Annotated in this window: 22 protein-coding genes and 1 pseudogene; 6 read left to right on the forward strand and 17 right to left on the reverse strand. The window is 50.0% G+C overall.

Annotation, left to right across the window (positions count from 1 at the left end; translation table 11 throughout):
• The first annotated feature begins 27 nt into the window (after positions 1 to 27).
• Complete coding sequence (locus EH206_RS00870) at positions 28 to 1,167, forward strand: hypothetical protein (protein ID WP_009110951.1); 1,140 nt, start codon at positions 28 to 30, stop codon at positions 1,165 to 1,167.
• 67 nt (positions 1,168 to 1,234) lie between these two features.
• Here EH206_RS00870 and EH206_RS00875 read toward each other — a convergent pair whose 3' ends face one another.
• The 4 genes from EH206_RS00875 to EH206_RS00890 all read right to left on the reverse strand — a co-directional run bounded on the left by EH206_RS00875 (position 1,235) and on the right by EH206_RS00890 (position 4,102).
• Positions 1,235 to 1,693, reverse strand: a complete 459-nt coding sequence (locus EH206_RS00875) for a helix-turn-helix domain-containing protein (protein WP_009110952.1) — start codon at positions 1,691 to 1,693, stop codon at positions 1,235 to 1,237.
• Positions 1,690 to 2,001 carry a type II toxin-antitoxin system HigB family toxin gene (locus EH206_RS00880; protein ID WP_009110953.1) on the reverse strand — a complete coding sequence of 104 codons (312 nt, stop codon included), beginning with the start codon at positions 1,999 to 2,001 and terminating at the stop codon, positions 1,690 to 1,692. Before EH206_RS00880 ends, EH206_RS00875 begins: the two co-directional genes overlap by 4 nt.
• A 183-nt stretch (positions 2,002 to 2,184) precedes the next feature.
• Complete coding sequence (gene lldD / locus EH206_RS00885; RefSeq protein ID WP_009110954.1) at positions 2,185 to 3,339, reverse strand: FMN-dependent L-lactate dehydrogenase LldD; 1,155 nt, start codon at positions 3,337 to 3,339, stop codon at positions 2,185 to 2,187.
• A 43-nt stretch (positions 3,340 to 3,382) separates the two neighbouring features.
• Positions 3,383 to 4,102 carry an aldehyde dehydrogenase family protein gene (locus EH206_RS00890; protein ID WP_050815585.1) on the reverse strand — a complete coding sequence of 240 codons (720 nt, stop codon included), beginning with the start codon at positions 4,100 to 4,102 and terminating at the stop codon, positions 3,383 to 3,385.
• Between EH206_RS00890 and EH206_RS23270 the strand changes: the two are divergent.
• The 5 genes and pseudogenes from EH206_RS23270 to EH206_RS00910 all read left to right on the forward strand — a co-directional run.
• Positions 4,056 to 4,241 (forward strand): annotated as a pseudogene (locus tag EH206_RS23270) (IS3 family transposase); the annotation flags it as partial. The gene EH206_RS00890 and the pseudogene EH206_RS23270 sit on opposite strands and share 47 nt — an antisense overlap.
• A gap of 111 nt (positions 4,242 to 4,352) precedes the next feature.
• Positions 4,353 to 4,706, forward strand: a complete 354-nt coding sequence (locus tag EH206_RS00895; RefSeq protein WP_009110955.1) for a type II toxin-antitoxin system PrlF family antitoxin — start codon at positions 4,353 to 4,355, stop codon at positions 4,704 to 4,706.
• A gap of 6 nt (positions 4,707 to 4,712) precedes the next feature.
• Positions 4,713 to 5,210: a type II toxin-antitoxin system YhaV family toxin gene (locus EH206_RS00900; protein WP_009110956.1), complete on the forward strand. Its 498-nt coding sequence runs from the start codon at positions 4,713 to 4,715 to the stop codon at positions 5,208 to 5,210.
• A 106-nt stretch (positions 5,211 to 5,316) separates the two neighbouring features.
• Entirely contained in the window at positions 5,317 to 5,568 is a 252-nt protein-coding gene (locus EH206_RS00905; RefSeq protein ID WP_009110957.1) for a type II toxin-antitoxin system Phd/YefM family antitoxin, read from the forward strand.
• 1 nt (position 5,569) lies between these two features.
• Positions 5,570 to 5,839 carry a Txe/YoeB family addiction module toxin gene (locus EH206_RS00910; protein ID WP_009110958.1) on the forward strand — a complete coding sequence of 90 codons (270 nt, stop codon included), beginning with the start codon at positions 5,570 to 5,572 and terminating at the stop codon, positions 5,837 to 5,839.
• A 336-nt stretch (positions 5,840 to 6,175) separates the two neighbouring features.
• Here the strand turns inward: EH206_RS00910 and EH206_RS00915 are convergent, their stop codons facing one another.
• The 13 genes from EH206_RS00915 to envC all read right to left on the reverse strand — a co-directional run bounded on the left by EH206_RS00915 (position 6,176) and on the right by envC (position 20,366).
• Entirely contained in the window at positions 6,176 to 7,018 is an 843-nt protein-coding gene (locus EH206_RS00915) for a glycosyltransferase family 2 protein (protein ID WP_009110959.1), read from the reverse strand.
• Positions 7,019 to 7,471: 453 nt separating this feature from the next.
• A complete protein-coding gene (locus EH206_RS00920) occupies positions 7,472 to 8,368 on the reverse strand; it encodes a hypothetical protein (protein ID WP_009110960.1) in 897 nt (298 codons plus the stop codon).
• A gap of 48 nt (positions 8,369 to 8,416) precedes the next feature.
• Complete coding sequence (locus tag EH206_RS00925) at positions 8,417 to 9,385, reverse strand: O-fucosyltransferase family protein (protein WP_009110961.1); 969 nt, start codon at positions 9,383 to 9,385, stop codon at positions 8,417 to 8,419.
• A 42-nt stretch (positions 9,386 to 9,427) separates the two neighbouring features.
• Positions 9,428 to 10,453 carry a lipopolysaccharide 3-alpha-galactosyltransferase gene (gene waaO, locus EH206_RS00930; RefSeq protein WP_009110962.1) on the reverse strand — a complete coding sequence of 342 codons (1,026 nt, stop codon included), beginning with the start codon at positions 10,451 to 10,453 and terminating at the stop codon, positions 9,428 to 9,430.
• Between the two features lie 63 nt (positions 10,454 to 10,516).
• Positions 10,517 to 11,314 carry a lipopolysaccharide core heptose(I) kinase RfaP gene (gene rfaP / locus EH206_RS00935; protein WP_040343576.1) on the reverse strand — a complete coding sequence of 266 codons (798 nt, stop codon included), beginning with the start codon at positions 11,312 to 11,314 and terminating at the stop codon, positions 10,517 to 10,519.
• 9 nt (positions 11,315 to 11,323) lie between these two features.
• A complete protein-coding gene (locus EH206_RS00940) occupies positions 11,324 to 12,445 on the reverse strand; it encodes a glycosyltransferase family 4 protein (protein WP_009110964.1) in 1,122 nt (373 codons plus the stop codon).
• On the reverse strand, positions 12,442 to 13,524 hold the full coding sequence (rfaQ, locus tag EH206_RS00945; protein WP_009110965.1) for a lipopolysaccharide core heptosyltransferase RfaQ: 1,083 nt from the start codon (positions 13,522 to 13,524) through the stop codon (positions 12,442 to 12,444). Before rfaQ ends, EH206_RS00940 begins: the two co-directional genes overlap by 4 nt.
• A gap of 219 nt (positions 13,525 to 13,743) precedes the next feature.
• A complete protein-coding gene (locus EH206_RS00950; RefSeq protein WP_009110966.1) occupies positions 13,744 to 14,997 on the reverse strand; it encodes an O-antigen ligase family protein in 1,254 nt (417 codons plus the stop codon).
• A 28-nt stretch (positions 14,998 to 15,025) separates the two neighbouring features.
• The gene (gene rfaC, locus EH206_RS00955; RefSeq protein ID WP_009110967.1) at positions 15,026 to 16,009 is read right to left on the reverse strand and encodes a lipopolysaccharide heptosyltransferase RfaC; all 984 of its coding nucleotides are present in this window, start codon (positions 16,007 to 16,009) and stop codon (positions 15,026 to 15,028) included.
• Positions 16,006 to 17,058 carry an ADP-heptose--LPS heptosyltransferase RfaF gene (gene rfaF / locus EH206_RS00960; protein ID WP_009110968.1) on the reverse strand — a complete coding sequence of 351 codons (1,053 nt, stop codon included), beginning with the start codon at positions 17,056 to 17,058 and terminating at the stop codon, positions 16,006 to 16,008. Before rfaF ends, rfaC begins: the two co-directional genes overlap by 4 nt.
• Positions 17,059 to 17,083: 25 nt before the next feature.
• Entirely contained in the window at positions 17,084 to 18,016 is a 933-nt protein-coding gene (rfaD, locus tag EH206_RS00965) for an ADP-glyceromanno-heptose 6-epimerase (protein ID WP_009110969.1), read from the reverse strand.
• 98 nt (positions 18,017 to 18,114) lie between these two features.
• The gene (locus EH206_RS00970) at positions 18,115 to 18,999 is read right to left on the reverse strand and encodes a divergent polysaccharide deacetylase family protein (RefSeq protein WP_198008308.1); all 885 of its coding nucleotides are present in this window, start codon (positions 18,997 to 18,999) and stop codon (positions 18,115 to 18,117) included.
• 65 nt (positions 19,000 to 19,064) lie between these two features.
• Entirely contained in the window at positions 19,065 to 20,366 is a 1,302-nt protein-coding gene (gene envC, locus EH206_RS00975; RefSeq protein ID WP_009110971.1) for a murein hydrolase activator EnvC, read from the reverse strand.
• Between the last annotated feature and the right edge of the window lie 101 nt (positions 20,367 to 20,467).

Below are 20,467 nucleotides of genomic sequence, written 5' to 3' on the forward strand. Positions count from 1 at the left end.
AACCAAATGGATAATGACGAGTGAATAATGGCTGAATATCAATACTATCGATTTGAGCGTCAGGACGGCGTTTTGTCACCCGAGCAACGACGTCAGCTACGGACTATCTCAAGCCGAGCCGAGATCGACTCGATCGCCTTTTCGGTTTATTACCATTATGGCGATTTAAATGCAGACCCCGACGAGCTGATGATGAAGTATTTTGATATCGGTTTTTATTACGCCAATTGGGGGCAGGTGATTGCCTATCTGAAATTACCCTTTGGCACGCTGCCACAGGAATTTATGGCGATAGACGATGACGTCATGGTTTCCATTACAGAAGATAAAGACTATCAGCTACTCACGTTTTCTCTGGATGAAGATGAACGCTATCGGGAGGATGAGGACGCGAAGGCATTTCTTTCACATTTAAGTGCATTGCGCGCCGAATTGCTGGCGGAGGATTATCGCGTCTTATATTTACCTTGGCTGAGTCGAGCTTATGACGGTGAGGATCTGGATAAACTACCGTTAATCGCGTTCGACTTTAATAAATTAACCGGGGCGCAATTGGCATTCGCTGAACTTTTCAATATTCGGTTAGAAGCGGTCAGAGCCTTGAGCATGTTATTGACATCCTCGCCCTCGCACGTTGTTGATACGAAGGTTCTTTCCCCAGAGCAGCAGGTGGCAGCGCTCTCTTCCGCCGATAAAGACCGATTATTGTGTCTGCTTTTTGAACAGGGTCAGTTGGCGCTGACTCAGGTACGCATGTTGATTAGAGAGCCGCTGGAAAAGCGGAATTATCAATATTGGTTGAGTGCGGCGTCATTGCAGGAATATTGGCCGTTGGCCAGTGATGAAATAAAACGGGAGCGGCTCGCGGCTGAAGAAAAACGACTGGCGCAAGAGCAGGTTGAAAGACGAACGCGGTTAAATACGGTTTTTGCGGCGCGGACAACGCACTGGGACAGCGCAATTAAATGTGCGGAGCAAGGGCATGCAAGTGCGTATAACCAGGCAACCTCTATTCTGCAAGAATTATTTGATGCTTACCAAACTAATGAAGCCTTAGCGGAGTTTATTACTCCCTACCAGAGTTTTATCGAGCAACATAAAAAACGCAAGGCGCTGATCGGACGGCTGGAGTCGCTAACTCAAAAGGTCATGGGGGGTAAGCCTTAACACTGCACGCATCCCGGACTCGGCATAACAGCATTAACAAATTGATATTAAAAAATAATAAAAAGAATTAAATAAACGCATCCGCCGGCACGTTAAAACGCAAAGAGAGAGCTTTGATGTGCTGAACGGTTAATGCGCGGCGCCCGCTGAGAATATTGCTCACGTTAGATTTGGATCCTAGTTCCGCCGCCAGGTCGGCAGCTTTCAAGCCGTATTGATCCATGATAGTGCGTACAACCGCAACGCCATTCTGAATATTATTTAACCGCAGGTTCATTTCAGTGAACTCCGGTGCGGTTCTTTCATACTCTGCAATCTTGGCGGCGAGAGGCTCAAAAAGCGGATTTTCGAGATCGTCCCGGTCGATCATGTATTCGATGAGTGCGAGCGCGTTTTTGTATTCGCTTTCGCTATACACGCCGTTCAGCAGAGGAATGTTTTTTACCGCCTGAGCGAACGTATTGATCATACTTTCGGCACTTGCCGCATTGCTTTTATCATCATGAGTGAACGTTATACGGGTCATTCTTTGTTCTCTCTATAGCTTTTCGTCAGTTTGTCGTACTTGGCATGAGTCACGATGTGCTTGACGAAAATCTTCTGCAATCTGTAATCAATGAAAGCCATGAGTCGTAGCGTATTGTCTGACACATCAATGACCCACCATTTGTTCCGGTACTTGAAGTTATCCAGTGAAGGGAGTTGCTTCCTCATTTCATCCGGGCTGCTAAACTGCTGTTTTTCCAAAATGCTCAGCAAGTCAAAAAGTGCTGCGGCGCTGTTTGGATATTTCAATGCCGCCTCGTTGAATGGCAGCCTGCTGATTACATGCAATTTGGCGCTTCCCTGCCGTTGTTTTCATCTTGAAAACAGTATGCGCCCAATGTTTAATCTTTTCAAGATGAAAACAAAACGCATCGACTCGCACTTCGGTAACCTTATTTGGGGCCAACGACTTTGGCACTGGCCGAATGGCGACGTTCATTACAGAAATGGCGCCGGGGCGCCCATATTCGTTTAGCGAACGCCCGGCGATATGCCATACGCCAGCGAGTCCGCGCCGATTTCGGCGATGGATTTGGCGCCGGTCAACGTCATCGCCACGCGCATCTCTTTGTCGATCAGGTTTAGCAGGTTAACCACGCCCGCCTCGCCCGCGGCCGCCAGCGCATAGACAAAGGCGCGTCCCAGCAGCACGCCGTCCGCGCCCAGCGCAATCATCCGCACCACATCCAGTCCGGTGCGAATGCCGGAATCCGCCAGAATGGTGATATCGCCTTTTACCGCGTCGGCGATCGCCGGCAAGGCGTGCGCCGTCGACAGCACGCCGTCGAGCTGGCGGCCGCCGTGGTTGGAAACCACGATGCCATCCGCGCCGAATTTCACCGCCTCTCTGGCGTCCTCCGGGTCGAGAATGCCTTTGATGATCATCGGGCCGGTCCAGAACTCACGGATCCACGCCAAATCTTGCCACGAAATGGAGGGATCGAAGTTCGCTGCCAGCCAGCCGATATAATCTTCCAGCGTGGTCGGTTTCCCGCGATAGGCGGAGACGTTGCCGAGATCGTGCGGTTTGCCGTTCAGGCCGACGTCCCACGCCCACCGCGGATGCGTCACCGCCTGCAACAAACGGCGGGCGGATGCATTCGGGCCGCTCATCCCGGAATGCGCATCGCGATAACGCGCTCCCGGAACCGGCATATCCACGGTAAAGACCAGCGTCTTCACGCCCGCCGCCTGCGCGCGCTCCAACGCGTTGCGCATAAAACCGCGATCTTTCAATACGTAAAGCTGAAACCACATGGGGCGGTCGATGGCGGGCGCCACTTCCTCGATGGGGCAGACCGAGACGGTGGACAAGGTAAACGGAATGCCTTTTTGCGCCGCCGCGCGCGCGGCCTGCACTTCTCCGCGTCGGGCATACATGCCGGTCAGACCCACGGGGGCCAGCGCCACCGGCATCGCCAGCTTCTCACCGAATAACTGCGTCTCCAGACTCAGCTCGGACATGTTTTTCAGGATGCGCTGGCGTAGCGCGATATCGGCCAGATCGGCGGTATTGCGCCTGAGGGTATGCTCGTTATACGCGCCGCCGTCAATATAGTGGAACAGAAACGGCGGCAGCTTGCGCTGCGCCGCCGCGCGGTAGTCCGTTGAAGCGGAAATGATCATCGTGGTTTCTCGTTATCTTTTTCTTGGGTTAACGAAATGGCCTTTAGTGGAATTGTAGATAAGCCACGTGCGTTTGCAGATATTCCTGCAAGCCGTGTTTGCCGTCGGCGCCGCCGACGCCCGATTTACGCCACCCCGCATGGAAACCCTGCATCGCCTCGAAATTCTCGCGATTGATATAGGTTTCGCCGAATTTCAGCTGCTTCAGCGCCTGCATCGCGGTGTTGATATTTTGCGTATAGATCGACGACGTCAGGCCGTATTCGCTATCGTTGGCCATGGCCATGGCCTCTTCCAGCGTGGCGAATGTCGCCACCGGCAGCACCGGGCCGAACACCTCTTCATGCATAATCGGCATATCCTGTTTAACGTCCACCAGCAGCGTCGGCGGGTAAAAATAACCGGTTCCGCCTGCGCGCTGGCCGCCGATCAACACTTTCGCCCCCTGCGATACGGCTTTCGCCACTTTGTCCTCCACCCGCTGCAACGCCGCCGCGCTGATTAACGGCCCCATATCCAGCTCTTGTCCCACGGTGGGGCCGAAGCCGGTGACGATGTTCAGTACCCCTTTGGGCAAACCGATGTTATGAATGATTTCGGCGAAAATTATCGCGTTGTTGGGCGTAATTTCGCTGGGCTTGATAACGATGGTGTTACCGGTGATCAGCGCCGGCGCGGCCTTGCGGGCGATGAGGAAGAACGGAAAATTCCATGGCAGAATACCGGTGGTGACGCCGGCGCAGCGACACAGTGGTGATGACAAAATGATCCTGATGCGGCGGGATGAAGTGTACCGAGCGGCCCAAGTGGCGCATCCGGAACGTTGGTCAGGTGAAACAAGAAACTGGCAACCGATAAGTACCGTGACACTTAATCCAGAGCGGGAAAAGCAGGCAGCTTAAATCAGCAGGGGGTGACAACAACCTTGACACTGACCGGGTGGGAGATAATGCATTTGCATTGGCAATGAAAGTGCATTACTTTAAACGGCAGATAGCGGAGGAGACAATATTATGGCTGCACTAACTGAACTTAAACCGGTTGATATCTGCGAATCAAAAATTACGGAGCGTGGGCAGACCACTATTCCGGCCACGATCCTGCGTACCCTGAATTTAAAAAAAGGCGTGGATCGTATTCAGTACCGCGTATTGCCGAACGGCGATGTATTGATTCCCCGTAAAAACGATGACGAGTCCGACCCCGTTATTGGTCGTTTTCTTGAATTCCTCGCTCGTGATATCGCGGCCAATCCGGCCACATCACTTCAGCCGTTATCTGCTGAACTGGTGGATCGCATCGGTGGGCTTGTCGCCGGTGTGGAATGGGGAGATCTGGATTCACCATTATCGGATGATGAGGATTGATAATGTATGGACGGGAAAACATATAATATCAACGGATGGTATGTTGTGGCGCACCCGCTGTTTATTCGGCAGTTGGAGGAATTGACGAAGGAGGTTGAAAAATTAAAGGTGGAAAGCTCGGATGGCTATAAGAATAAGAAAGCGACTAAACGTCTTGCCGCCATCTGGCACCTGATTATGAACGTCATTACCGTCGATCCCGCCAATTCCGTGTTTCGACAAGGGGATACATTGGGGGCTGAATACAAGCACTGGTTTCGCGCCAAATTTTATCAACAGTACCGCCTGTTTTTTCGCTACGATTCCGGCAGCAGAATTATCATTCTCGCTTGGGTTAACGATGTTCAAAGCCTGCGCACATATGGCGCAAAAACTGACGCATACAAAGTATTCAACAATATGCTCGAAAGCGGCCATCCGCCGGATGACTGGGAGCAGCTACTTGCTGAATGTAACGATCAGCATGCTTTCAAGCAGTTATTGGGACAATCGCAAGATATTTGAATACAGGCTTCCATCGCTGGTATGGGTATCAAACGTTGACTTATTCAATTATCACGACTAATCTGTACGTTAATATGTACATTTTCTATCTGGAGGAGACATAGCTATGGCACACGTTCGTTTGACAGAATTCCGCCAGAACATCGCTGCGCATTTTGACCAGGTTATCTCATCAAGGGCGCCGTTGCTTGTTACACGCCAAGGGTCAGAGGCGATGGTCATGCTGGCAGAGGGTGAATACGAATCCATCCTGGAAACCCTGCACTTGCTTTCAACTCCGGCAAATTCTGATCGGCTGCGCGAGAGCATTAAGCAGCTTGGTGACGGGAAGGTGGTAGAGGTGGATCCGACTCTCTGATATGAAACTTCTATGGACAGAGCATGCTTGGCAGGAGTACTTATTCTGGCAGGAAACGGATCCCAGCATGGCTGGGAAAATCAATGATTTGATCAAGGATACGAAGAGGTCACCTTTCAAGGGGTTAGCTAAGCCGGAACCACTTAAAGGTGACCTCTCAGGTTTCTGGTCACGGCGGATATCCGGCGAGCATCGGTTCGTCTACCGTGTATCGGGAAAAGGCGATGCTCAGCAACTGGAAATCGTGCAATGTAGATTCCATTACAAATAGTGCGTATTCGATTCATTCTTGCCCGGCTTTTCTATTTTTGCCAAATTGCGCAGTTGATCCTCATCTGGATTTTTAGTGTTGTTTTATCTGAAAATTACTGGACAGAGTTCGCCACTGTATGAAAACGATAAATCCCTTTTCGGGAGCCGACCATAGAAAGGAAAAGGTGTAGCGCTATTAGGCGCGGTTATTTAAACTGGATATACGTGAAAATTAATTATTTATTTAAAAAATAATATTTATTTATTTTGTAATTATCATCTAATATATTTTTATATTTTTATATTTTTATATTTTTATATTTTTATATTTTTATATTTTTATATTTTTATATTTTTATATTTTTATATTTTTATATTTTAGCTTTTTCTTTAAAAAAGACTGATGGAGCTTATCGAAGCATGTTTTTTTATTATTTTCTTTCAAAGCGAGAAGGTCTAAATATTTTATAAATGAATAGAATCTTTCTTTCATATAATTCTCATAAATTTTCTGATTCCTGTACACAAACTCTCTATAGGCAAGATGAAATGGATAACTTTTACTTACTCTATATGAGCTATTACGATCGTGATGCATAACATATGTCAGTTTAGGAAGGCGGATTCCTTTTCCATACTTGTCTGCTAGTCTTAACCATAAATCCCAATCTTCAATTGTGCGGCATTTTTCATCGAATCCGCCAACAGCTCTCATTCGCTCTGTCTTTGTGAAAATCTGGTTGGATGCTATGTTATTAAATAACAACTCAGAGGTTTCTATTTTTTCGATATTGTTGTTATCTGGGTAATATGAGCATTCTTTATCTTCATAAGATTCAATGAAATTACAATAAACAAAAGAAAAATCCTCATTCCAGTTTGTAATGAAATATGAGATTCTATCTGTTGTGAATTCGTCATCATCATCAAGACCTGTTATATACTCTCCTCTTGCACTGAATATACCTAAGTTTCTTGCTGCTGAAGGCCCATTATTTTTATCTGTTCTTAAGTACTTTATTCTTGAATCTTCGCTGGCTAATTTTTTCACAACATCTAGTGTGTTATCATTTGAGCAGTCATCGCATATGATAATTTCTATATTCTTATAATCTTGGTTGATAACAGAATTAATCGCTCTGCTTAATTTTGGAGCTCTATTATATGTTGATATGTATATAGACACGAGTGGACACATAACTAATGTTCCTTATGCAGTAATATAATTCTCTATTAATATGTCTTATAATATTTATTTTAAAAGGGAGTCATGATAGGGGTGTTATATAATATCATATCACTTTATCTGCTATTTTTCTCATATTCCTTTTATCCAAGATATCATAACATGATATTTCAACCGAGTTTTTCGGTGAGACTTGCTACTCAATTTTTATTTGTTCGATGAGACTAAAACAACGGCCTGTCCTGTATAACTGAGGGCTGCTAAATAGTATCAAGCCGTTTAACAGATCGCATAATCAACTCTACCCATTCACGTTTATTTTTGAAAATTGCACCAATAGCCAGCCGAATACTCTTGCTGGGTGTCAGTTTGTGAACCATAAATAAACTCTAAAGTGTAAGGTGCTGTATCAAAGAATGAGCATGTCATTTTTTTTGATATGGATTAAATAACTTTCCTTTATTTCTAATAATCGAGCTGATCGGTTGGTTTTATATTTTTATCAATTTCGAATTCTGATCTCGGGTGCCGACCTGCAAACACGCATTTTAATATCTTCATCGCACTGGAATAACTGCATCTTGCCTCAAAGATGAATTTAATTGCATGGAAATAATTTTTTATTATGCTGCTCTTGTTTTTCCATATGATTCTTCTTAATACCAGAGCATAACCATGTTCCAGTTTTGAGGACTCTTTCATCAACCTGAATTCGCCATGCCCGGAGAGGTTGTGTAATATTTTTCCGATGCATTTACCTTTGATAAAATCAAAGTGTTTTAAATTTATAAGAAAACTTTGGTCGGCCAAATAGAATGCAAATCTTTCATCAAAAATAAACCCAAACTGTTTTATTGCTTTCTGGCACAATGAGGATGATATTGATAAACCTGAGCCACAGGTCAATATGCTATTAGCATTGAAGTCGCCTGGAGGTACTTGTTTTTTTGATGGATAGTAAATTGGACCGTCAAGCTGGTTATTATCATTCTCAAGGTAGACTTCGGGACATATCAGTTCATAGTCCTTATTGGTATATATATTAGAAAAAAAATCAGGCGCTATACTGGTGTCTTGATCGAGAACAACAAAGAAGTCATGTTTTTTTTCCGAAAAGAAATGATTATAGATCTTGCTGAGGGATATGTTTCGGATGTCCTGGTAGACAGATGATGATATGCCATATTGGCGGCATTTTTCCATGTAGTTATTTATATCATCTTGCTCTAGAAACTCGGGGCCATTGTTCCATATGGTAATCGTTAAGTTAATATGGGATAAATCTGCCTGAAATATTGCTTTAATGGTATCAGATTGTACAATTCGAGATTTGTATATAACAACGATAGCATTTATAAACATATTAATATCTTTTTTAGTTATTACTGGTTCTTTAGTGGAGGTAGTTTGTTAGCGGATTTTATTCACTGAGGGGATGATTTTTTTATCCAGAACTAATAGGTCTCCAGGGATATTATATAGATATCTGTGATTTTGATCTGACAAACCACGACACACTCTGGTAATACTCGATAGTAAAGTAAACGTTGATATATTAGTTCCAATAAAAATATCTTTATGCACTGCAATTTCAAAATCAACCACTGAAGCTTCCAGCGAATTCTTTGGATGCATCGCTTCTCCCGCAGAGGATTTTTTTTCTTTCAAACGGAATGAGAACTCTTCCTGTGCCAGATTCACTATTTCCTCAAAAGAGCAAGTAATCGCGCTTTTATCATAAGTAACATACATTGTACCGATGTCTGGTAACGTGTTTTTTATCTTGATGAAAATGTTTCTGCATCGCTCCAGTGGTGATGACGCCACGGTAGAGGACTTATTTTTCCAGGAGTCTTCTATACCCAACGGCCAGTCACTTTCAATTCTTAACTGACATACGGCATCGTAGGGTTCCGACTGTGCGATAAAATAATTAATTTTCTTTTCCATCTCGGCAGACGGGATTAAATATTTAAAAAAGTCTATAATTAGTTCTCTATATTTATAATCTTCATTATCAATGAATTCATTGATAATGGCTTCCCCTTTGAAAAAAAGATCGCTCGGGTTGCATCGCTTTGATACAAAACGGAAAAGGTGATAGTTCCTGACTTTTACATTATATTTTCTCAGAAAAGTGAAAAATGAATCACGGTCAAAAATATCAAATATAGGGATGTTGCGTTGAAAATTTTTGTAAATTAAAGAATAGTATATTTTTTTTGATAAAGTGGAAGTGTCTTTTTTGGCAAGAAAATTTATGAAATGAGGTAAAGTAATAGAAGATTGCTGTTCAATGGCTTCTATAATCAATGCCAGAAGAATCATCTTTTGATTGTTTAGTCCACCCCCTGTTCTTTTAAGAAACAACGTGGTCATAAGTATTTCTCCATTATGCGATCTTGGATCCTGGGTAAAAAATTAATGTATTGTTTTCTTTATTAAATATTTAATGAAATAAAAAATCCCATAACGTTTTTTCCCTTGATAAAAATAATGTTTGGAGCAATATTTAAAATTGCTGACGGTTATCGGTTTTATCAGGGGTTCGTCCCGCCAGGGAGAGTGTTTTTTGGCTTGCATAAAATAATGTGTGCTGGGATAGGCTGCGGCCCACTCATGCCACGGCTTTGTCGGTCCGATATAATGGATGAATATAGTGCTGTTTTTTATTCTAGAAGAGTAGCTTTTTTCTTTATTTTTTGTTAATTCATAGTTAATACTAAACTGTTGGTTGTAATCCTCGCTCAGGAAAATCGTTTTCCCAACGAAGAGCAAATTTAATATATCTTGATCCAGGTAAGATATCTTTTTCCTGATATCATCTCTGGATAGTAAATTCATAGCATTTTCACTAATGTTTTCTCTGTTCCATTGGATCAGGTTTATGAGCAAGAATCCAGCATTAAAATAACCCGATTTTATTCTCTCATCACCTAAAGCTAAAGATCTTTCACTCCACCATTGGCTGTCTCTTTCTGCGACAACCGCTGAAAAATTGGTATCTAGCGGATAGTTACTTAATGCACTTAAACTTCCTTTACAGACTATGTCCGCGTCAAGGTAGAGTATCCTTGTTATATCAGGATAAAGATAATCAGCAATAATAAATCTAAAGTAGGTTGCATAAGACCAGTTTTTAGTACTAGGTAATTTTTTTAATTCATCACAGTTAACAATATATATTATAATTTCGGTATTGTAATTTTTTGCTAGTTCTTTAAATTTTTCAACATTATCATCTTCAAAATAATCAGTAAAAACATGAAAAACGAAATTCATGTTTTTATTGTTGAGCAATATTGAGGCGATAGATATGGCACAACCAAAAAGAAAGTTTTTATCAATTCCATATGCAATATTTAATACAGGAGATTCATCTTCTTTATTATATGATTCATTAAGATTAATCTTTTTTAAAATAACATCTTTTCTATTAAAATACATGATGTTCTCGTGAAATTATTAATTAGATAAAGTTACTGCTCGCATTATTTATGGTGTGGAAGATTATAATAATTTTCTTTGGGTTCTTATTTTTATCTTCTCTGCTTTAATTTTTGCTTCACCGAGCAGGGCTTTTTCACTTTCCAGTATCTTGTTTAGCGGCTGATTAAAATAAACTTGCAGAAAATAAAAAATATCCAATTGCGTCAACCCAATATCAAGCGATGAAAAATACAGACCGATCAGGTCTTTATTTCGCCAGCGGGTAGGGACGCTTTTCCTTATTTGCGCGCGGTGCAAATCAATTACCGATATTTTCAGTTCGTCGCTGCCCGGCGTATAGGGCAGGTGAAGCAAGAAATGGCAGATATAGCAATCCCGGTGGTTAACGCCGCCGGCGTGCATCTTGCGCACCATCTCCGCCACCCGGCGGATAATCGCTCTTTTTTCCCGCAACAGCGGGCGGCGGCGCGGCCACTCGGCGCAGTAGTCTTCCAGGCTGATCGCCGGGTTAAGATCTTCCGTAATAATAAAAGAGTGGCGACGCAACGGGTTTAATCCGCGCTGACCAAAGCCCACGCCGCGCATGGTGTCCACGCCCACCTCAGCCAGACGGTGGATGGCATGCCACTCGCGGTCGGCGCCTAATACCGGCAGCCTGAGCGAAATCAGGTTTTTAAGCGCTTCTTTCAGCGTGGTGCCGCGGTGTATTTTGATAAAATACGACCGGTCGCCCAGGGTGAAACGCAGGGTGCGTCGGCTTTCAAGCGCCCGAAATATATCGCCGTCGAGTTTGTCGACTTCTTTAAAGGGATCTTTATCTTTCCATAAAGAAGCGAAAGGTGGTTTTAATTCAATCATGCTGCTCATTTATTTATGGCCGCCTGAAATCAGCATGGCTGCTTTTTCCGGCAAACTGTATAAATCTTCGCTATCGGCGAAATGGCGGGCATTATGCGCCCAGTTTCGTAAGCTGTCCGGCTGGCTCAGCGCGTCCCGCAAGGCGTCGTTCAGGGCGTCCTGACGGTACGGCGCGGGGATGACGCGCCCCGCCTGCGCCTTGTCGATATAGAAAGCATAGCCGCACACCTCGGTAACCATCACCGGTAATCCGGCGGTAATCGCTTCCAGCAGTACGATGCCGGCGGCTTCCTGATAAGCCGGATGCATCAGCAGATCGGCGGCGGCCATAAAGTCCGCGATATCATCGCGTCCGGAGAAAAAGCGTACATTTTCCCCAATGCCCGACTGGGCGGCCAGCGACCGGTAGCGCTCGGGTTTATCCTGTCCGACGACCAGGAACACCACGCGCCGGCGGAGTTCGTCCGGCAGGCTGGCGATGGCCCGGATGCTGCGCTCCACGCCTTTGCGTTTGAAATCGGAACCGACCTGAAGCAGGACGACGGCGTTTTCGTCAATGCCTTGCGCGCGGCGGAAGGTCTGGCGGGCGTCGGGCGCCCGGCGATCGTATTTGCGATCGAGAGCGATGCCCGGCGGCAGAATAAAGAAGCGTTCGTCCTGCGTGGCGTAATGTTTTTTGAAATCCGCAATCTGGCGCTGAGTCAGCATCAGCATTTTGGTATGGCCGGCGCGTTCGAATACCGCTTGCTCAAACGCGGCGTAGTGGCGGTAGCGCGGCGTCAGGCGGTAGAGCCACCCCTTTTCCTGCGCCACTTTTTCCGCGTAGCACACGTCGGCCGCATAGTAGAAATCCAGCCCCGGCATTTTATTAAAGCCCACCACGCGATCGACCGGATGCTGCTGCAAATGGCGCCGCACCCACTCGGCATAGCGGCGGTTGCGGGTATGGTTGCTGATGCCGGATACGGGCACCAGAATAATCTCCAGGTTATCCGGTTTTTCACCTTGCCATGACAAAACATAAACGCGGACGCGGTGCCCCTGCGTGACGCAGGCCTGGGCAATACTGTAAAAGTCGCGCTGTAGTCCGCCGAAAGGAAAATACTTATACAGGCAGATGGCAATATTCATGGCGATTCCTTTATTTCCTGCTGGCCGCCGCGGTCGGCAACCAGGCTTTCCGCCGCCTGAATCACGTCCTGAGCGGGGATGCAGGAGAGGTACTTGCGGCTTCTGTCGAGATGCCGCCGCTCCGGCATGGCCTGATAATCTCCCGCCCAGATAACGATGCTGTTATCCGACCAGGGCCGCCATTTCTTATGGTCGGTAGGACCAAACAGGCACACGGCGGGGGTGTTTAACGCCGCCGCCATATGCATCGGCGCCGAATCCACGCCGATATAAAGCACCGCTTTGTCGATTAACGCGGCCAGTTCCAGGAAGCTGGTTTTGCCGGCGAGAGTGATATCCGGCTTATGTCCGCATCGGGCGTGAATGTCGCGCACCATGTCGAGATCGTCCGACGACGGGCCGCAGGTCAGTACGACTTCCCATCCCTTTTGTTTCAGATGATCAATAACCTGGGCAAACTTATCGTTATCCCAGCATTTGAACAGCTGCCTGGCCGTCGGCTGAATCACCACGTAGGGCTGATCCAGCAGCTGCGGATGCGCGGCGAAAATGCGCTCCGCCTCTTCAGCTCCGTAAGCAAGGGTCATGCATTCTTTCCGCTGTGCCGCCGGCAGGCCCAACGGCGCCAGCATCGAGCGATTTTGCTCGATAATATGCTCGCCCTGCGGGCGTACGCATTCGCTGAACAGCGAACGCCACCATCTCCCTTTCAGGCTATCGCCGCGGTCTAGGGCGATGCTGCGGCTTGCCAGCGATTTGATTAACAGCGCGACGGGCCATTGATCGGCCAGATTGACGATAAGATCGTAATGGTTCCGCTTGAGCGTTTTTCGTATCGCAATGAACTCTTTTATTTTTTCCGGCAAACTCGCCGTTTTTCTTTTTAAGCCGTAGAGATGATGGATATGCGGATTTTTCGACAGTATGGGGCGAGTGTCTTCGTACAGCAGAACATCGATCTTCGCAGCGGGATAATGGGCTTTCAGCGTGCTGATAAGCGGCGTGGTAAGCAGCATATCGCCGTGAAAACGCAGTTTCACAACCAGAATCCGATGATAGGGAAGGGCTTTTTGACTCACTCGCTTTCCTTACTTTCCTTAAATAACAGAACGCTACCGCCCCTGGCTCAACAGCTACCAATGCACTGCGGGTCATGCTCCGGATTATCACAAGGTTATTCGGCACGAGATCGACGTGCCATTTTAGCCGCTATGGTACTAAAAGCCGCTATGCTCTCACAGCGATAATTAAGATTATCCCCGTCATCTTGCATGGGTTCCGCCCGCTGATTTACGCCGCTAGCGTTGCAGCCATCTGCCGGTCAACGTGGTGCCGAGGCAGAAGGTCATAAGCCAGGCCATCAGCATATCGCGCGAATAGAGGATCACGTCGCTGAGCCCGTACATTATCAGGGCAAAAAGGAGCGCGGCCGAGAGGTGGCTGCGTAGAATGAAAAACGAGAAATAGAGCAGCGCCGCGTATAGCATCACCAGGATCAGCGCGCCGGGCAAGCCTTTGAGTGAGAAAGCGTCGATCGCTTCGTTGTGCAGGTGGACGTTCAGGAAGATTACCGCGCCGCTTAGCTGAGGCTTTTGCTCCGCCAGTGCGCTAATACGCGCTGAACGCTGCTCGGCGGATTGCCCAAGCAGGGCTTTTTCCCCCGTCTCAATGCCGGATTGGTACATGGCGATGCGCGCGCCTACCGATGTCTTGCTGTTATTCATGCTGTAACTGCGTATGTCGTTCAGCAGGTCATTGGTTCGTTTGTTAATCGTGTCGTGAAACAGCAGCGAACACAGCAGAATGGTCATCACCGAACCCAGAAAGGCTTTGATAAGCAGTTTCTTATCATGGCGCACTTCGGATAGCAGGATCATGGCGCCGACGATCGGATAGACAAAAATAGCCGCCCGCGTTTCCGTCAGAATGATCGCAATGGTCACCAGCAGGAAATGCGCCAGATAGAGATAATATTTATAGCGCGAGTTGATCGTTAACAGCGCCTGCGCGCTCAGCGCGCCGATAAAAGTGATGAAATAGGCGGCGCTGGTCGCCGGACCGAAAATCAGGCTTACCCGGTGTATACCGCTAAAGGCCGACTGATAAAAGGCATAGCCCAGCGTCAGGGCGCAGATCGCCATAATGCAGGGGAACTGAAATCTTTGCTTCTCCCTGGCGATATGCAGCGTGGTCAGCAGGATAAATGCCCCCAGAATGCAGGCGTGGGCGGAGGTTTGATAAGCGTCGTAAACCGCGGGAAAGGCGGTGTCCGGCTGATAGTATTGCTGGTGCCAGACCAGGTTGCTCAGGCCGAGAACCAGTAAACACAGCGGGATCGCCAGCAGCCGTTTGGCCGCCAGGATGGTTTTCAGGTGCGTCATGACGTAAAAAACCGCCAGCGATCCCGTTAGGTAGAACACCCAGCCGGCGACGATGGTGCTGAACGGCATAATAGCTAACGTCAGTAAACAGCCGGGGAAAATAACGTTGGGGGCGAGGGCCGCGCTTATGCCGGACGATCTGGTCAGATCATAGTCTACATTATTGATCATCTATTTATTCAACAAGGGGAGAGCGGAATTACTCGCCTGATGGGGTTAAGTCTATCATTTGATCCAGTTTTTGCCGGACTTCCCCGGCGCTAATCGCCGTCATTTGCCGATTTTCAGACAGTTCCGCCACCTGATTCAATCCATATCCGCCAATCAGCCCCGGATCGGTGGGGCCATACAAGGTGATATTGGGGCGGTCCAGCGCCGCGGTCAGGTGGCTTAACCCGGTATCGACGGAAACCACCGCCTGCGCGCCGGCCAGAACCTCCGCCACCTGCTGTAGCGTTAAACGCGGCAACACCTCGACGTGGGAAAACCCAGCCGCCAGACGCAAAGCGCGCTGATGTTCATGCTCCGCGCCCCAGGGCAGTTTGATCCGCAGTCCGCTGGGTTCGAGCTGAGAAATCAGCTCGCGCCAGTGAGATTCCGGCCAGTGCTTTTCATCGCGGGTGGTGGCGTGCAGAAAAACCAGGTACTGATTGGCGTCCGCGGGCAACTGGGCGAGAAAGCGCGCGGCAATCGCGTAATCGCCGCGTTCGGCCGGCTTTTTATAGTGCAGGCTGGCCGCGAAGAGTTCCCGTACCCGTTCAACCGCGTGTTGCCGGCGGTCGACGTGGTGGCGGTAGTTATAGAACCAGCTCGCCAGCGGCTCGCGGGCGCTGCGGTAATCCAGCCCGTGTTTTTTCCCGCGCGCCAGGCGGGTGACCAGCGCGGCGCTTTTTATCAGCCCCTGCGCGTCGATCACCGCGTCATAGCGGTATTCGCGTAGTTGCCGCTTGAAATGGGCGCGTTCCCGGCGCGTTTTCGCGCTGAACCAGCTTTTTCTCCAGCGGCGGATAGCCACCGGAAGCACGCGCGACACCGCCGGGTGCCAGCCGGGGATCTGGGCGAAACCCTCTTCCACCACCCAGTCGAACTCAATGCCGGGCAAGGCCAGCATGGCGTCCGTCAGCGCCGGTAACGTGTGAAGCACGTCGCCCATTGAGGACGTTTTGATAATCAGCACCCTCATGGGGTTTCTCCCGCGGCCGGCAGGTATTTTTCCAGCGCGTCGAGAACGCTGTCGGGCTGAATATCGATCAGGCTTTGATGGTATCCCTGCTCCGCATCGCCTTTACGTACCCGGTGATAACCGCTAATCAGGCGAATCACCTGCGCCTGATGCGACAAGGGAGGGGTAAAATCCGGACTGCTGGGGCCGTAAAGAGCGACCAGCGGACGATCGAGCGCGGCGGCGACGTGCATTAACCCCGAGTCATTACTGACCACGGCATGGCAGGCGGCAATCAGCACCACCGCCTGTTCCAGCGAGGTCTTCCCGGCCAGATTGGCGCAATGGCGCCGCGCCTCTTCCGTCAGCGCCTGAAGAATGTCCTCTCCCGCCGGGTGGTCCTTGGCGGAGCCGAACAGGGCGACCTGATAGCCTCTTGCAATCAGCGATTGCGCCAGCGCGGCATAATGATAGTGCGGCCAGCGTTTGGCGGGGCCGAATTCCGCGCCGGGGCAGAAGCCGATCAGCGGACGGGCATCGTTCAGGCCGAAGGTTTGCCGCATCGCGGCGGTTTCTTCAGAGGCGACCTGCAGCCGGGGCCACAGCAGCGGCTGCGGCAGATCCTGGGCGCTATGAATACGGTTGCCGTCGTAGGCCAGGGCGACGTAGCGCTGCACCATCAGCGGAAAGGCGGATTTATCCAGCACGCGGATATCATTCAGCAGGCCGTAGCGCATTTCTCCGCGCCAGCCGGTCCGTTGCGCAACCTTGGCGAAAAAGGGCACCAGCGCGGATTTAAACGAGTTGGGCAACACATAGGCGCGATCGTAACGGGCGGCGCGCAGCGCGATCCCCAGGCGGCGACGTTCGCCCAGCGCCAGCGCGCCGTGGCCCAGCGGCATGGCCAGCGCCTGATTGACCTCCGGCATGCGCGCCAGTAAAGGGCGGCACCAGGCGGGCGCCATCACGTCAATGACCGCTTGCGGATGTTGCGCCTTTAGCGTGCGATACAGGCTGTGCGACATCATCATATCGCCTACCCAGGAAGGGCCGATGACCAGGATTTTCATACCGCTTATCTACTTCCTTGTCCGCTTAAACGGTACGGTTCAGCCAGGCCATGTATTCGGCCACGCCCTCGGCGACGGTTTTAAACGGTTTATCGTAACCCGCGGCGCGCAGTTTGGTCAGATCCGCCTGGGTATAGGCCTGATAACGGCCCTTCAGCTTGGCGGGAAATTCGATGTATTCCACGCTGCCTGTTTTATGGAACGCCAGCGTGGCGTCGGCGACGGCCTGGAATGATTCAGCCCGGCCGGTGCCGCAGTTGAAAATACCGGAAACCCCTTTTTGCCAGAACCACAGGTTGACGGCGGCGACGTCGGCGACATAGATAAAGTCCCGTTTGAAGTTTTCACTGCCGGAGAACAGTTTCGGGTTTTCGCCCTGCTTGATCTGGCTGTTCAGGTGGAAAGCGACGCTCGCCATGCTGCCTTTGTGCCCTTCGCGCGGTCCGTAAACGTTGAAGTAGCGGAAACCGCAAATCTGTGACTCGGCCTGCGGCAGAATCTCTCGCACGTACTGGTCGAACAGGAATTTGGAGTAGCCGTAGACATTCAGCGGCTGCTCATACTGACGCTCTTCGACGAAGTTATCGTTACGCCCGCCATAGGTGGCGGCGGAGGAGGCGTACAGGAACGGGATGTTGCGATCGAGACAGTAGTGCAGCAGGTCTTTGGAGTATTGATAGTTGTTGTCCATCATATACTTGCCGTCCCACTCGGTGGTTGACGAGCAGGCGCCTTCATGGAAGACGGCGTCAATATCGCCCAGATCGTCGCCGGCGATGATACTGGCGATAAAATCCTCTTTATCCATATAGTCGGTGATATCCAGATCCACCAGATTGACGAATTTCGTTCCGTCTTTCAGGTTATCGACCACCAGAATATCCCGATAGCCAATGTCATTGAGCGCTTTTACGATATTGCTGCCGATAAAACCGGCGCCGCCAGTAACGATAATCATGGGATCTACCCTTGTTAATCTTGCCGGTGAGGCACCGCGCCTCACCCTGTTTATGACCGTTATAATAGCATTTCATTTTACCGCAAGCAGCCCGGGGTTTATTTATTCGGGATTTCTGCGGGCGCCAGCCAGGTTTGCCATCGGCGTTTTACAAAGGTGACGGCGGCGCTGTCGCGGATGCCGCTGGCGACCAGCCCGAAGATAACCTCCTCTTTCACCGGCTGCGGCGCTTTTTTCACCTTGCACTGTTGCACGCCGCGGAATGGATTGCGGGGTTTGGCCGGTTTCTGCGTTTCTGACGGCGGCAGGGGTTGGTAGTGCGCCGGTTCGTTCAGCAACTGGCTGGGGCGCACCAGCACAATGTCAGGCTCCAGCGTCGGCAGCATTTGCTGTAGCACCCTGATGGTCGACGGATGCGGATGCCCGATGGCGATGGCGGAACCGCTGCGCCGCGCTATCTGCACCGCGCGGTTAAACTGGCGGCGGATATCGGCTTCGTTCTGCGAGTCATCGAGGAATACTCTGCGCTTAATCACTTTTACCCCGGTTCCGACGGCGGCCTGACTGGCCTGGCTGCTGCCGATGGTCATGCTGTCGAGAAAATAGAGATGATAGGCGCTCAGGGTCTGCATCACTTTCTGCATGCCGGGGAGGCTGGCGGTCATCGCGCTGCCCATATGGTTGTTCATCCCTACGGCGTAAGGAACGTTGTCGACGGACTGGCGGATAATGCGCTGGATCTCTTCGCTGCTCATGCCGGGATGCAGAGTATCGCGCTCCAGCGGCTGTTTGCTCATTGGCGCCATCGGCAGGTGAATCAGCACTTCGCGCCCTTGGTTATGCGCTTTGGTCGCCATTTCTCTGGCGTAAGGCGCGTTGGGCAACACCGCGACCGAAATGGCGGTCGGCAGGTTTAAAATCTGATTCTCGTTATGAGGACGATAGCCAAAGTCATCGATCACAATGGAAAGTTTGCCGGCCATCAGGCAAGGCGATAGCGTTAATAAACTGAAAAATAGAATTATTTTGGATTTTAAATGAGACAAGACTATCTTCCCAGCCAAGGTTGTGGATTGACCGCCTGACCCTGGCGACGAATTTCAAAATAGAGCGCCGGCTGGCTTTGCCCGCCGCTGGTGCCCACCAGCGCGATGGGCTGGCCCGCTTTAACCTGCGCGCCGACGGAAACCAGCGCGCTTTGATTGTAGCCGTATAAACTCATGTCGCTTTTGCCGTGCTGCACCACCACCACCAGACCGTAGCCTTGCAGCCAGTCGGCCATCAGAACGTTGCCGTCGGCGATGGCTTTCACTTCGGTTCCCTCCGGCGCGGCGATAACCAGCCCTTTCCAGCGTAACTCGCCCTGCAGCGGTTCGCCGAAACGGTGTTCAATCCGTCCGCGTACCGGCCAGAAAGCCTGGGCGGCGGGGCGCCCCAGTCCTCCGGTGCGCGCCATCAGCGACTGTTCGCTTTCCGTCGGCTTATAGCTGCCGCCGCGGCGTTTGGCCTGCTGCTCTTTCGCTCGTACCTTGGCGGCTTCGCGCGCTTCACGTTCGGCTCTGGCTTTGGCTTCGCGCTCGGCCCGGGCGATCTGATCGCGCAGGCGGGTTTCATTCTGCCGCAGTTCGGCGAGCTGGCGCTGATCTTTTTCCAGCGAGCTTTCCAGGGTGACCAGCGTTTTTTTACGTTCGGACTGCGCCTGTTCCAGCGCCTGCTGCTGTTGCTGCTGGTCGTTCAGCAGCGTTTTCTGCTGGTTTTGTTTCTGCTCCAGCAGCTGTTTCTGATCGGCCAGTTCGCTTTGCGTTTGCTGTAGATCGTTGATGGATTTCTGACGCGCGTCGTTCAGATAACCGAAATAGGCGAGAATACGTTCGCTGCGCTGGCTTTCTTCCCCGCTCAGAATCAGTTGCAGCGCGCTGTGCCGACCCTGACGGAATGCGGCGTCAAGCTGATGGGCCAGGATGTTCTGCTGCGTTTTCTGCTGCGACTGCAGCCGGGTAATGGAGGCGCCGAGCGCGGTCAGTTCCTTATTCAATGCGGCCAGCGTGTTGCGCGTCTCATGGAGCTGGCGGCTCGACTGGGCAATCGACTGCTCCTGCTTTTTCAATTGCTGGAGTAGCGCGCCGCGCTGCTGCCGCTGTTGCTGAACGCTTTTTTCTTTTGCCGCGATATCCTGCTGCAAGTTTTTGAGCTGCGCCTGGTTATCCGCCGCCTGACTGGTGGCGGACAACAGCAAAACGCCGACGCAAAACGCGCTGGCGCACCGGGTGAACCGCTTGTGACGCGCCGGAGATCCAACGTTGGCGCCACATGCCGCTCGCAACTGAACAGATAACGCTTTTTTACTCATATCAAGGGATTATTCCACGATGAACAGCGGCTGACCAGTTGTCTGTTGTCCGATTTCTATTTCCATTCGTGACAAGAACGACGCGGCCCCGGCGCGGCGGA

The organism is Brenneria nigrifluens DSM 30175 = ATCC 13028 (assembly GCF_005484965.1).
Lineage (GTDB): Bacteria > Pseudomonadota > Gammaproteobacteria > Enterobacterales > Enterobacteriaceae > Brenneria > Brenneria nigrifluens.